Origin of the sequence: Clostridium psychrophilum (assembly GCF_018861705.1) — a bacterium.
Taxonomy (GTDB): Bacteria; Bacillota; Clostridia; order Clostridiales; family Clostridiaceae; genus Clostridium_AD; species Clostridium_AD psychrophilum.
In genome coordinates, this window is record NZ_JAHLEC010000095.1 from 1 (window position 1) to 12,763 (window position 12,763).

The window sequence follows — 12,763 nt, forward strand, 5'->3', positions numbered from 1 at the left end:
GGAGAAACAAGTAAGTAAAATCTTGGATGTTCCACATAGGCATTGTGTTTTTACGATACCGACTGAGTACAGGAAATATTTTTTTTGGAATAGAGAGAGTCTGAAAGACCTGCAAGACATGGTGTATGAGGTTATAAACGAGTTTGCAAATGGTGTAAACTATAAAAATAGAGAAGATCCTAAACTATTTTTTAAATATTTTTTGAAACAATCCTTGATGATCCTTATCCTTTTTTTTCATTTTATCCTTAATTTCAATTAATTTATTATCTAGGTCTTGGAAATGTTCCTCAAGCTGTAGCACATCCTGTTGAGGTTTAGCTTGTAATAACACTTGGTTATTTTCTATTAATTTATGGGCTTGTTTCAATCTTTCATTTGATTCCTTAATTTGTTCATCCTTAACTTTCAATTGTTCTATTAACGTCTTAATCATGAAGCTTGAATCATCTGAATCCATTGCAGTCTCATTACTTGAGGTATTTTCATTAATGTAATTTAAATCATCATTAGACACTTTTAAACTATTCTTAATCAACATTAATGCTGCATCGTTAATGTAGGTCTTTCCTTGTTTCTTGGTGATTTTATCTTTAAATTCAGAAAGTTTTATTTTAACATAAATTGATTGCATTGAAACATTTAATTTGATGCTAGCTTGTTTTACTGTATATAACAATGGAAATACCTCACTTTCAACTTCTTTAATGTTTAATATAATTCTACAAGTGAGTTTAAATACCTTTAAAATAGGTGAATATTAAGAAAGGCGGGATGCATATTTTGAAACTTCTTAAAATTCTAATTTAAAACGTTATGTTACTTTGAATGTAATAAATTGATGCGTTATGTTACATTCAAATCGAAAAAAATAAGGAATGAGCAATACGCCCAAAGTGAAAGTAACACAATTGCATTTGTGTTACTTTCGTTATTATTTTCAGATAGAATAAAAATATATTAATGGTACTATAAACTTATTATCTTTTGAACTATAAATACAATTAATCCGCCTAGAAGACCTGCAATCATCATTAACAAAGATGCTGATAATCCTTTTCTACCTTCATTTTCATATCTACTTTTTTCTAATACAGTTACTCTTTGATCTAACTGATTATTAATATTTTCAATTAAAATTCTAATAGCTTCATCTGAAGATACAACCTGAATTGCTAGGGCTGATGCTTGAGCTATAGCTTTTTCATTAGCAAGAACTACTGTACTTACATCAATAACTCTATTAGAATCTGTACGTTTTGCTTCTGCAACTATTATTCTATCTATATATTCAAAGTGAATGTTCATTTGCTTCTCAAGACTTTCTATTTCACATTGACATTTCTCTAGTTCCTCCAGTTAATACACCTTCCTTATTATATTTAAAACATAGTGGAAGTTAGAATTTACCCAATAGGTAATAGGCTAATTCTTAACAATATCTACAATAAATAAAAATAGACAAGACATCGTTCTCAATGTATTTTATGATGCTTGTCCCAGTATGTGCATTGTGATTTTAGGTATTAAAGATAAATGGGAGCTATACTCTAATATAAGTTATTCAGTGATAAACACAAAGAGAATTAATTCATATGTTATAAGGAGAGGTCTCGCCAACATTTCTCTGAATTACACCAACAGTAATAATTTTTTTAAAATTAAGTGGTATCAATAAGTGTTTTTACCTTATTCCACCTTTTCGGCGAGGGGGTGATAGTAAAAAACACTCACTATCTTTATTAATTTATAATAAGAGGATTTGTAAAATATAATTGAGATAAAGGAGAGCTTTATATATGATAATTTCAATAGATGCTGGTCATAATTGTATTCCAGATGTAGGAGCAATTGGACTTAGAAAGGAAGATCCTTTAAATAAAGAAGTTGTAGGTAAAATAATTAAAAAATTAAAAAATACAGCTACTAAAATAATAGATTGCACACCTTATGGACAAGTATTTTCAAATGTGAGGCAATCTTTACAATATAGATGTAACAAAGCAAACAAATCTAATTCTGATTTACATTTATGCATTCATTTTAATAAAGGTGGAGGTAAAGGTGAAGGAGTAGAATGTTACGCTATATCACAAACTGGTAAAAATTACGCTGCAAAAATTTGCAATGAAATAGCTTTAGTTGGATATGGGAATAGAGGTGTAAAAGATGGCTCACGCTTATATGTTGTAAATCATACTAATATGCCTTGCGTTCTTGTAGAATGTGCCTTTTTAGATAGTGCAAAAGACATGAATAGGTATAATGCTGACTCAATAGCAAATGCAATAATTAAAGCAGTTGTTGGTGTGATAATATCTGTAAATTCCGTAATAACTTCGTTTCAAAGTGATTGTAATCTATCAAGTATTACAGATAAAAACGGAAATAAGTTAGTTGTAGATGGGGTTAGAGGTGATTTGACTAACAGTGTAATAGCTAAAGTGATTCTTAGAATAGGTACAAGTAGTAATTTAGTTAAATGGTTACAAACTAGACTTATAACTTTAGGATTCCCATGTGGTAGTACCGGAGCAGATGGTATTTTTGGCTCTGCTACCCTTGAAGCAGTTAAAAATTTGCAAGTAAAAAACAAACTTGTAGTTGATGGCATTGTTGGTCCCAATACTTTAAATAAACTATTTGGTTAGTTGTAGAAATAACTATGATTATGTAGGATGTAATGAAAATTAATAAATAAAAATAATTTATTTATATATAGTTCATCAACAAGAAGATCCACATCAACATGAAAGTAACACAATTACTATTGTGTTACTTTCAAAATATTAATATATTAAACCCCATATCATTAGATATGGAGTAACTTATTACGATATATATAATTAAATTTAAAAATTGTTAGATTTTTACTGCCCTTGTAGAAAAATATTTACTGCTATAAGTACAAATTTCATTGCTATCAATATCTTCGTAAAATTTGTCAATTATAAATCCTGCTGATAGTTGCCCCCCAATCAAACTTTCTAATGTGTGACTGTATTCTACAGCATTTTTGTTCTTTGATTTAGAGCTTATAAAATAAAAAAATTGAATGAAAGATTATTTATAAATTGTTTTTTATAATATAGGTTTATTAATATAATCTTTATTATTGCAAATTGGATAATGTATTTATTTTTCATAACAAATCTAATTTATCAAAAGGTTAAAGCGAAACAGTCTCCTATATTATATATGAGTGGAGCTATTGCCAAACTAAATGCAGAGGATACGGTGAGTTAAATGCTCAAGATTGTGAGCAAGTTTTTAAAACAAGAATCTAGGCTAAAAGATTTAGATAATATAAAAAAATATATATATTATAATTAGAATAATAAAATTGTGATAAAATAACATTATAATTTTGATAGAATTATGATATAATAATATTAATATTAATATTATTAAGAGAGGAGTTTTTATTATGTTATATGATATTTTACCAGTTTCTGATTTGCGAAACAAATTTCCAGAAATATCTAACATTTGTCTAGAGAAAAATAAACCTGTTATTCTTACGAAAAATGGTAAAGGAAGCATGGTTTTATTAAGTATTTCTGAATTCGACAAACAACAAAAAGAGTTAGATAAATTAAGAGCTGAGGTATCTAGATTAGTAAATGTAGAAAAAAGATTAAATGCAGTAGAAGAAATTTACGGAAGTTTACTTGAATCAGAAATTTCAGAGAATGAAAATAACGGAGTAACTATTAAACATGAGGATTTTATAAAACAGATGAAAGAGAGATTACTAAATGCAGAAAACAATAACTTACAGTCCTCATTATAATAAAAAAATAAATAAAATATTCGATGATTTACAACATATAAGTACACCAAGAATGGCAAGGTTTTTAGAATGTTATATTAAAGCCATTGATACAATCACAATATATGCAAATAGTTCAAGCAATCCTAATGAAAAAAGATTACAAATGCTTAATTACAAATTTAAATTCTTTGATGAATATGTTTTAATATATAGGATTTCAAATAAAAATATAATAAAAATGAGAGATATTTATAGTCAAAATGAAAATTATCAAGAATACATTTAAGTTAAAAAAATTTTCGCTCTTTTCGTCAAAAATAGAATTTATATGTTAAAAGCTAGCTATTATGCGTAAAATGGGCCCTATAAAATAGAGTCAGTTAATTTATTTGAGACAAGTATGCCTCTTTTTTTTAACTGTCTACCTTATAAGGGTCCATTTTAAATTAATCTGTTCGATACGCTTTTATTTTGGATATTTTACTTATCACTACCAATAGACGGATTACTCCCATCATGTGGTTGTGTTTTGTACAATTTATTTCTGTAAACCAAATAAAAAATACTAAAGCATTTAAAATGTACACGAAAGCATTTGTTTTTGACTACACTTTAAGTAATTAATGTGTGTTATTGGATTACATTGCATTAGAATATTTATTTTACAGTATTAGGGGGTTGTGTAGTAACGGGACAGAAATTCCCGTTACTACACCTATATTTTACCAAATAATTTACTATCCATTGCTTGCAGCGGTCGTAATTCTCCATGCAATAGCTCATCAGGTAAATTGAAGGAATAATGCCCCACTATATTTATATGATCATAGCCAAGAGGAGAAAGCCGTTTTACGTCATCATGATTCACTGGATAACCTGCATTTTTTATAGCATCCAATGCCTTTTGCATATAGACTGTATTCCAAAGAATAATGGCATTTGTAACCAAACCTAATGAATTCAATTGATCTTCTTGTCCTTCACGGTGTGGTTGATGAATCTCGCCTTTTTTTCCGTATACAACTATTCTTTTAAGACCATTTTCTGATTCTCCACGGTTTAGCTGTGTTAAAATACGCCTACGATAATCTTTGTCATCCAAAAACGATAGTTCATAAGTGGTCTTAAAAATTCGTCCAAATTCTCCAATTGCACGACCCAGCATAGTTGGACGCCCACCTCTTTGTAACATTTTAATAAGATTTGTAGGATTTATAGTGCCAAGTTTAAGTGAACCAGCAACCCTAAGCATATCATCCCAATACTTAATTATAATGTCTTCATGTAATTTATTTTTAGATAGGTTATTCATAACACCATAATCTGCATTAAAATCAAATCTCCAAATCTTTGAGCCACCTATATCAGCAAGACGTGGACTAAAGCGATAACCCAACAATGCAAATAAACCAAAAATAATATCGCTGTATCCGGCGGTATCTGTCATTATTTCACGAGGTTTAATAGTTGTCTGTTGACCTAAAACCAATTCAAGCAAATATAGTGAGTCACGAATGGTTCCTGTGATAATAAGTCTATTTAGTCCACTAAATTGATCACTAATAAGATCATAACTTGTTATTCCTCGTCCAATACCAAAATATCGTGGATTTGAACCGGCATAAATAGTTTTTGGTGGTACAACAAATCTAATTCCATCTGCAGAAGCAACATCACCGTCGCCCCACGCCTTAGCTAAAGTGAGTTTGGATAGATATTCAACAAGAACAGCATTTGCCTGTGCAACGGTCTCGGTACGAAAGTAATTTTGTTCAACCCATGTTAATCTATCATATTCCAATGCAGATATACCTGGTTGCATTACAGGTTTAAATCCGATATTGCATGCTTTGGATATGAGAACAGCACATATGCTAACAGGCAAATCTTTGATTCTAGAATTACCTTGGCTTATATGTGTAAACTGCTCTGTAAATTTGGTCAATGCCGTTATCTCCAGTAATAGTTCTGGTAAATCAGTATTGGGAATTAGAGAATTAATCTGCTTGCGCAATAATACTAAAGAATCAGGTTCTTGGAGCTTATCAAGGTGCGAAAGAACAATCTTTTCTTTACCCTTAACCATATCAATCCGCACTTCTGGATTATTGTCCCAATTTGCAATTGTATTCTTGAATGCAGTATCTAAATTTTTCTTTAATGGATTCAAAGATTCTTCAGCATTTAATGACCATCCTAAGGTGCTTAACACTTTAGTTTTCACACTTTCCCAAGCTGTTCCCTGTAAAAGTTTGCTTCTTGGATCATTGTATCGGTCACTGTTTTCTAAATAAATATCATAATTTTTAATACGTTTAAGCATCTTCTCTATTGCCCAGAAAGTATATGGACAAGAGCTTATCATATTTCCTTTAAAAATAACTCTTTTCCAACTTGCTGAAATTCCCTCTATTGGTGCATCATCAAATTTATTTTTTCCAGTCTTTGATTCCATATTAGAAAGAAATTCCCATGAAGCCAGAGTGGGTTGTCCTGCTGCGGATGCTTTAAATTTTATGGTTTCTAGAAGTTTGGGAAGAAATCTACGAATGGAAGTGTAATACCTAAAGAGTTCCGTGTACTCAATAGACTGATCTACTGGTCTTGTTAAAGTATCTATCATTCCAATGGCTAATTTTAATTGTTCTTTGGGTATACTTGAAAATATGTTTTCTCTTATTGTTTCATCAGGTACTTTTTCATCCAATAATAATTTACAGGCTTTGCTTAGTTCTCTGGCTGAAGCATCTATATCTTTCAAAGAACGCAGTCTTTCCTTTTGTCCTTTAAATTATTAAATTTTATATTTTATATTTTTGACTCTTCTATAACTGATTTAAGTACCTTTGAATGTACAACTCACTTTTTAAATTACTATGACATTAGTCAATTTTGCATTGCTACCTTTCAAAACAGCATAAGTTAACTTATCCATTGTAGCACCATCAAAAATAGTTTCTTTTACATAAACATCTTTAAAAGAAACGTTTTTAAAAATGGAATTTTTAAAAGATGTTCCTTTTAACTCAGAGTTGTTAAAGCTAGTATCAGTTAACGTTTGATTATCAAAACATACACCCAACAAATCTGATCTATTAAAATTGGTATTGTCTAAGATACAGCTTTTAAAGCTTGCATATTTCAAGTCAGCTTCAATTATTTTTGCTCCAGTAAGAGTAGCACAATCAAATCTTACGTTAGTCAAATCAGCCCATTTAAAGGAACTATTTGTTAAATCCGAACCACTGAAATTTGATCCTTCCAATGTGCTACTGTTAAAATTACCATCATGGATTATTACCCCTTTAAAATCAGAATTTGTGAGGTTGATATTTGAAAAATCCGTTCTTACCATCTGTTTTAATTCTTTTGTTTTTACATTGTTACTTCCTATGAGCTCAGATATATCTTCTATGGAATCGATGGTCATACTATAAGCAGTTTCATCATCATATCCTTGATTTTTTAATTCATTCAATTTTTCCTGTGAATTATTAAATAACTCTTCTTTTAATTCTTTGACTACTTGAGAATCCTCATAGGGCAAAAATATTTCGTCTAAATATTTGATTAATTTTTCATCCATTGTTATTGCCACCTTTCTTTTATAATAATTGACATAAAATATGTTTAGCTATTTTTTATTTACGGTATAATTTTAGAATTTCATCATGAATTACTTTATCAATTTGTGATGGTATTATTTCTTTAATTGCTTTATTGGATGCTTTTAAGATGAAATCTTCAGTAAATTCACAAGTGGTTTTTGAAGCTATTGTAATTCCATTTTCTATTCTAATTTTATTTTCTATTTTTGTTGCCAAGTAGCGTAGCTTTCTTTCTGAGAAAGATTTGTTTAAATCAGCCACGCTATTATTAATTGATTTATTAATGAATCTATCTAATACTTCATTATTTTTCTCTTCTTCGCTCGTTAATTCTATATTATGTATAATCTCGTCTGTCCAATTCATTTTCATTTTATGTTCACCTCCAACATTTATCTATTTCTATATACAATAATAATATACTTTTTTTATAAATATATCTAACTTTTTACACATTTACCTATTTACATCTCTATTATATCATTTTAATTCCCAAATTTATCACTCGTTAGTAATACTTTTAGATAAATATATTTCTAATAATGTATAGTTAATATTCGACATTTATACCAAAAATATATTTATATACTTAATAAATTTTGTGTTTAAAAAATGATATAGGAGTGTGATATGTGTAATTATATTTAAAAAATAGTAAGACATTAGCGATTTTACTAATTAACATTAGATGCTCAAATTTATATATATATTTATTTATAAAGTATAAATTCTGGCTATATTGCGAGAGTTAGTTACTTTATTGATTCTTGTACAAACTTCGTTAATATTTTATTTCGTGATATTTGTTTATTATATTAAATAATAAAAAGTATAAAAGATGTATTAAATATTCCATAATATGCGTGATATTAAGGCAATAATACAAAAAATAATATTTTTTTTAATTTTTAAAAGGAAAATAATTAAAAATGTAGAATAATGTTGAATATAAAACATTATGTGGTATCGAATTTATTTAAGGAGAAAATTTACAACATGAATAATGGAGCAAATTCGAATTTTAATTTAAGGAGTGTTTAAATTGAAAAAAATACTATATTTAACTTTATTAGGTCTCATAATTGTTGCACTCTTAATATTTACTTGTTTTGAAAAAGGCACAAAAAATAATCTCATTATAGGCAATAAAAGCTCTGAAATTATTAGCAATATAACAATTCAAAGAATTGGAAAAATTGATGTTATGGACAGTAAATTAAAGTATAATCAGCATTGTTATTTTGATATGGGGATTCAAAATAATTGTACTTATAAAATTAAATTTGAAGATATAAGCAATCACATTGCTCATAGCAAAATTTTTTCATCAAATTTTAGTGAAAATGAAATATCGACTATAAACATTTTTAAAGATGATAAAGGCAAATGGTCTCTTATTTTAGAAAAGTAAAAGAAAAGGGGTGAATATTATGAATTTACCAGTAATTTTGGGGATATTAATTATTATAGTGGGGGTATCATTCTTATTTTCATATTCTCAATAACAAAATAATGATAAGAGAAATTGACAAAGAGACTCATATTAATAGATACAATATTGGATAATGATACTATCACATAGTACTAATATCATCAGAAAAAATTATGCTATATCAAATGAGGTTTATCCTATAAATATAAATCACAAAGAAAGGAGTTGATATATATGGAATTAGATAATATTTTATCTATAAGAGAAGTCACTATAGAAGGGTCTATTAATAATAATTCAGAAATTGGAACTTATATGGTCAATGAATTACTTGAAAGTGGATATAAACTAATAAATACATATATTACATGCTATGATGAAAAATTATTTGCACAACAACAAACTATTCATTATGTTCTTGGTATTACTAATACGAATAAAGAAGATTAACCAATACTTGTAAACCACATCAGAGTTTATATAACTTTACAAAAATCGGGAGTAATTTAAACTTATGGTTATATAATAATAGAAAGGATATGGGAATATGGTTGAATATGATGGAGATAGAAAACATGCTTACTTTAATGGATATAAATTTACTAGAGATGAAAAGAAAGGATATTATTTAAGCAGTAAAAACATAAAAAATAATAAGAGACAAAGACTCCATGTTTATATGTGGGAGTATTACAATGGAGAAATTAAAGAAGGATATACGGTTCACCATAAAGATAAAGACAAAAACAATAATGAAATGTCTAACTTTATATTATTGCTAGGTCTAAAATATAGTAAGTTACATCGCGCTAAATATTCGCAAGATGAAAAGTGGTTAGAACGTACAAGTGTAAATATGCAACAAAATGATATGTTTAAAACAAAGGATTGGAATGCAACGGATGAAGGTAGAAAATGGAACAGTAAACATGGAAAAGAATGTTTGATAGGCAGAAAGCTTATTAAATATGTTTGCGATAATTGTGGTAAAACATTTGAATCTATAAACATCTATAGTAACAACATGAATAAATTTTGCTCTAATAATTGTAAAGCCACATGGAGAAAAGGACAGTTAAGTGATAATGAAAATAGAGTGGAACTACTCACTGTAAAGTGAATTGAACCCCATTATGTCATGGTACAATGTTAGATGTGGCTAGTAAAATAAAACTATAAAAACACCAAAGATCATGAGGTTGTAATCTCAATGTTTAGTGAATGTAATGATTATTATATATAGTAAAATTTTATATTATCATCTTTAAACCTAGCGTAATTGCTAGGTTTTTTTCATATCGATTATCCTGCACATTGGATGAATTGTCTATGTGGGGTGAAAACATGAGATTTGTGTTGTCACCCATACCCATTATATTAAAGTTTTAAATAGGTTATCAATAACATTATCTTAACCAATATTTACATCAAGTCTTTCTATAATTTTTAAAATCAATTAATATCTGAGGATTATCTTTAATAAATTGTACGAAATCTTGAAAACATTTAGTTGTTTTATTACTTATTGTATGTTCAATTTTTTCAGTTTCTTCTAAAACATCATATTCTGAAACATCAAGTATCCTTAATAAATTTTCTATAGTATTATGACGATTAAGTAGTACCTTTCCGAATTTCTTTCCATCCTCTTCTAGTTCTAAAACACCATATTTTATATATTTTAAAAGTTTTAGTTCTGCTAATTTATGTACCATGTTTGTAGCCGAAGGCGCTTTAACATTAAGTGCATTAGATAGTTCATTAACCCTTGTGAATCCAGTATTTAAAGATAATCTATATATCATTTCAAGGTAATCTTCCATAGATGGAGTAAGAAATCTTTTTTCCTTTTTCATATATCCATTTAAAGTGTAAAAATTTTTTTTCAACACAATATCACCTACTTTAAGCTATAGTCTGTTAAATAAATTATATGCTCAAACAAATAAAAAAATTACCTTCGTAACATTAAAAAAAAACACGCATAATATGTATTGCAGAAATGAATTTAGTCTAGACTAACAAATTTAGTTATTAATAACAGTTTAGTTATATCAAAAGAATTAAATATGAAGGGTGATGTTAACTTATGGAAAGTGATAAAAACTTAATAAATGATAATTTATTTGCTCCCAAGCAGGTTAAAAATAATGGCACAGGAAAGTTAAGTAAGGTAAAACAGTTAATGACGTTTATAGGGCCTGCTTTTGTTGTTAGTGTTGCATATGTTGACCCAGGTAACTTCGCAACTAATATAAGTGGAGGGTCACAATTCAACTATACACTCATCTGGGTGATTTTATGAAGTAACATACTGGCTATATTCTTACAGACTATGTCTGCCAAACTAGGAATAGCCACAGGACATAATTTACCTGAAATGTGTGCTAAGGTATTCCCTAGGGCGATTAACTGGATGTTTTGGGTCATTGCTGAAATAGGTGCTATGGCAACAGATTTGGCAGAGTTTCTAGGTGGAACACTAGGATTATATTTATTGTTTCATATACCTATGATATATGCAGGACTTCTTACGGGACTTTTAACATTTATAATTTGCTATTTAGAAAAATATGGACAAAAAGTTATTGAAATCATAATAGTTGCACTTGTTACCATAATCAGTATTGCATATGCAATAGAAGTGTTTCTTGCTAAACCAGATTGGACGGAGGTAGGCATTCATACATTAATTCCTACATTACCTAATGGCGCTGCTGTATTCATTGCGGTAGGTATGCTTGGTGCAACAGTTATGCCTCATGTAGTATATTATCACTCACAGTTAGTTCAGGAAAGATGTACTAATACATCAAATGAAGGGAAATTAAGACATTTGAAAATGGAAAAGATAGATATTACTATAGCTATGAATATTGCTTTTATTGTAAATGCTGCAATGGTTGTTGTATCAGCTGCGGTTTTTTATAAAAATGGAATTATAGTAAATACAATTGAACAGGCTCATACGTCTTTACAACCATTATTAGGTTCTCTATCGAGTGGCGTCTTTGGAATCGCATTACTTGCATCAGGACTATCTTCATCTGCTGTTGGAACCATGGCAGGTCAGACTATTATGAAGGGCTTTGTTAATTTGAGCATACCTATAAATGTTAGAAGAATTATAACCATGATGCCAGCTTTGGTTATAATTGCACTTGGAATTAATCCGATTTATGCTCTTGTTTTGAGTCAGGTTGCACTTAGTTTCATTCTACCATTCCCAATAATTCAAATGTTAATTATAGCCAAACGTAAAGATTTAATGGGTATTTTAGTTAATAAACGTATAGTGCAGTTCTTTGGTGTTTTAATAACTACAGTTATAATTTTACTAAATGCAGTGCTTATGTATCTAACATTTACTGGCAAGGTTTAAAAGATAAAAAAATAAAATGTCGTAAGAAGTGATTTTCGAAGCAGTTATTGTATTCTCTTATGTAGCCCACGCTCATTGATTCATTTATCGATATATGTTGCTAATGTTAAGTGTATTAGTCTGGTGTATAGGAGCAATTGAAGAAGTGACTACTAACGATATATATCATTTTAATCCATTTATACAAACATGCAATTATTTTGGTATAGCACTAGTGTCAGTATTCATACTATTACTCGGAATAGTTTTTACGCATACAAGAATAATAGTAACATGGAAGTATGCATTACTATTCAAGATTTTAAAGAATTCATGTATTTATTAAAAATCAATAATTTAGATACTAATAAATTGCTAGATTATATACAAATGTCTTTGGAAAAGAAAAATTCAATGAGTTTTGATACATATATAAATTTCAAAAATGGACTTATTTATTTTAATATTGAAGTAACCCCTATGTGTTAAGATAGTTGTCGTAGAGAGAAATATAGTATACTATACTGTATAGGCTTTACGAGAGGAGCAATAAAACATGGTGAGTAAAATTGGCTATTCTGAAGAAG

Annotated in this window: 13 protein-coding genes and 2 pseudogenes; 9 read left to right on the forward strand and 6 right to left on the reverse strand. The window is 28.6% G+C overall.

Annotated features, from left to right (window positions below):
• Positions 1-184: 184 nt before the first annotated feature.
• Positions 185-679, reverse strand: a complete 495-nt coding sequence (locus tag KPL38_RS15100; RefSeq protein WP_216289979.1) for a hypothetical protein — start codon at positions 677-679, stop codon at positions 185-187.
• A 290-nt stretch (positions 680-969) separates the two neighbouring features.
• Positions 970-1,308, reverse strand: a complete 339-nt coding sequence (locus tag KPL38_RS15105) for a hypothetical protein (protein ID WP_216289980.1) — start codon at positions 1,306-1,308, stop codon at positions 970-972.
• Between the two features lie 491 nt (positions 1,309-1,799).
• On the opposite strand from KPL38_RS15105, the gene KPL38_RS15110 reads away from it, so the two are divergent.
• The 3 genes from KPL38_RS15110 to KPL38_RS15120 all read left to right on the forward strand — a co-directional run bounded on the left by KPL38_RS15110 (position 1,800) and on the right by KPL38_RS15120 (position 4,061).
• Entirely contained in the window at positions 1,800-2,651 is an 852-nt protein-coding gene (locus KPL38_RS15110) for an N-acetylmuramoyl-L-alanine amidase (protein WP_216289981.1), read from the forward strand.
• Between the two features lie 776 nt (positions 2,652-3,427).
• Entirely contained in the window at positions 3,428-3,793 is a 366-nt protein-coding gene (locus tag KPL38_RS15115; RefSeq protein WP_216289982.1) for a type II toxin-antitoxin system Phd/YefM family antitoxin, read from the forward strand.
• A complete protein-coding gene (locus KPL38_RS15120) occupies positions 3,759-4,061 on the forward strand; it encodes a type II toxin-antitoxin system RelE/ParE family toxin (RefSeq protein WP_216289983.1) in 303 nt (100 codons plus the stop codon). The genes KPL38_RS15115 and KPL38_RS15120 overlap by 35 nt, the downstream gene beginning before the upstream one ends.
• 429 nt (positions 4,062-4,490) lie before the next feature.
• On the opposite strand, the pseudogene KPL38_RS15125 reads toward KPL38_RS15120, so the two are convergent.
• The 3 genes and pseudogenes from KPL38_RS15125 to KPL38_RS15135 all read right to left on the reverse strand — a co-directional run.
• Positions 4,491-6,548: pseudogene (locus KPL38_RS15125) on the reverse strand (Tn3 family transposase); the annotation flags it as partial.
• Positions 6,549-6,641: 93 nt separating this feature from the next.
• Positions 6,642-7,361, reverse strand: a complete 720-nt coding sequence (locus KPL38_RS15130) for a pentapeptide repeat-containing protein (protein ID WP_216289985.1) — start codon at positions 7,359-7,361, stop codon at positions 6,642-6,644.
• A 55-nt stretch (positions 7,362-7,416) separates the two neighbouring features.
• Positions 7,417-7,755: a hypothetical protein gene (locus KPL38_RS15135; RefSeq protein WP_216289986.1), complete on the reverse strand. Its 339-nt coding sequence runs from the start codon at positions 7,753-7,755 to the stop codon at positions 7,417-7,419.
• Positions 7,756-8,425: 670 nt separating this feature from the next.
• On the opposite strand from KPL38_RS15135, the gene KPL38_RS15140 reads away from it, so the two are divergent.
• The 3 genes from KPL38_RS15140 (at position 8,426) to KPL38_RS15150 (ending at position 9,935) form a co-directional block, all read left to right on the forward strand.
• Positions 8,426-8,794 (forward strand): hypothetical protein, encoded by a 369-nt coding sequence (locus tag KPL38_RS15140; protein WP_216289987.1) that lies wholly within the window; start codon positions 8,426-8,428, stop codon positions 8,792-8,794.
• Between the two features lie 255 nt (positions 8,795-9,049).
• Complete coding sequence (locus KPL38_RS15145; protein ID WP_216289988.1) at positions 9,050-9,265, forward strand: hypothetical protein; 216 nt, start codon at positions 9,050-9,052, stop codon at positions 9,263-9,265.
• Between the two features lie 97 nt (positions 9,266-9,362).
• The gene (locus KPL38_RS15150; RefSeq protein ID WP_216289989.1) at positions 9,363-9,935 is read left to right on the forward strand and encodes an HNH endonuclease; all 573 of its coding nucleotides are present in this window, start codon (positions 9,363-9,365) and stop codon (positions 9,933-9,935) included.
• A gap of 307 nt (positions 9,936-10,242) precedes the next feature.
• Here the strand turns inward: KPL38_RS15150 and KPL38_RS15155 are convergent, their stop codons facing one another.
• A complete protein-coding gene (locus tag KPL38_RS15155) occupies positions 10,243-10,707 on the reverse strand; it encodes a metal-dependent transcriptional regulator (protein WP_216289990.1) in 465 nt (154 codons plus the stop codon).
• A gap of 197 nt (positions 10,708-10,904) precedes the next feature.
• Between KPL38_RS15155 and KPL38_RS15160 the strand changes: the two are divergent.
• The 3 genes and pseudogenes from KPL38_RS15160 to KPL38_RS15170 all read left to right on the forward strand — a co-directional run bounded on the left by KPL38_RS15160 (position 10,905) and on the right by KPL38_RS15170 (position 12,665).
• Positions 10,905-12,197 (forward strand): annotated as a pseudogene (locus tag KPL38_RS15160) (Nramp family divalent metal transporter).
• A gap of 103 nt (positions 12,198-12,300) precedes the next feature.
• The gene (locus tag KPL38_RS20375; protein WP_216289991.1) at positions 12,301-12,522 is read left to right on the forward strand and encodes a hypothetical protein; all 222 of its coding nucleotides are present in this window, start codon (positions 12,301-12,303) and stop codon (positions 12,520-12,522) included.
• Positions 12,471-12,665, forward strand: a complete 195-nt coding sequence (locus KPL38_RS15170) for a hypothetical protein (RefSeq protein WP_216289993.1) — start codon at positions 12,471-12,473, stop codon at positions 12,663-12,665. Before KPL38_RS20375 ends, KPL38_RS15170 begins: the two co-directional genes overlap by 52 nt.
• Positions 12,666-12,763: the final 98 nt, after the last annotated feature.

Bases quoted from the DNA above. Each gene is read 5' to 3' on its own strand.
- KPL38_RS15105 (WP_216289980.1), bottom strand. From the start codon at position 1,308: ATGAACATTCACTTTGAATATATAGATAGAATAATAGTTGCAGAAGCA.
- KPL38_RS15110 (WP_216289981.1), top strand. From the start codon at position 1,800: ATGATAATTTCAATAGATGCTGGTCATAATTGTATTCCAGATGTAGGA.
- KPL38_RS15115 (WP_216289982.1), top strand. From the start codon at position 3,428: ATGTTATATGATATTTTACCAGTTTCTGATTTGCGAAACAAATTTCCA.
- KPL38_RS15120 (WP_216289983.1), top strand. From the start codon at position 3,759: ATGCAGAAAACAATAACTTACAGTCCTCATTATAATAAAAAAATAAAT.
- KPL38_RS15130 (WP_216289985.1), bottom strand. From the start codon at position 7,361: ATGGATGAAAAATTAATCAAATATTTAGACGAAATATTTTTGCCCTAT.
- KPL38_RS15135 (WP_216289986.1), bottom strand. From the start codon at position 7,755: ATGAAAATGAATTGGACAGACGAGATTATACATAATATAGAATTAACG.
- KPL38_RS15145 (WP_216289988.1), top strand. From the start codon at position 9,050: ATGGAATTAGATAATATTTTATCTATAAGAGAAGTCACTATAGAAGGG.
- KPL38_RS15150 (WP_216289989.1), top strand. From the start codon at position 9,363: ATGGTTGAATATGATGGAGATAGAAAACATGCTTACTTTAATGGATAT.
- KPL38_RS20375 (WP_216289991.1), top strand. From the start codon at position 12,301: ATGTTAAGTGTATTAGTCTGGTGTATAGGAGCAATTGAAGAAGTGACT.
- KPL38_RS15170 (WP_216289993.1), top strand. From the start codon at position 12,471: ATGGAAGTATGCATTACTATTCAAGATTTTAAAGAATTCATGTATTTA.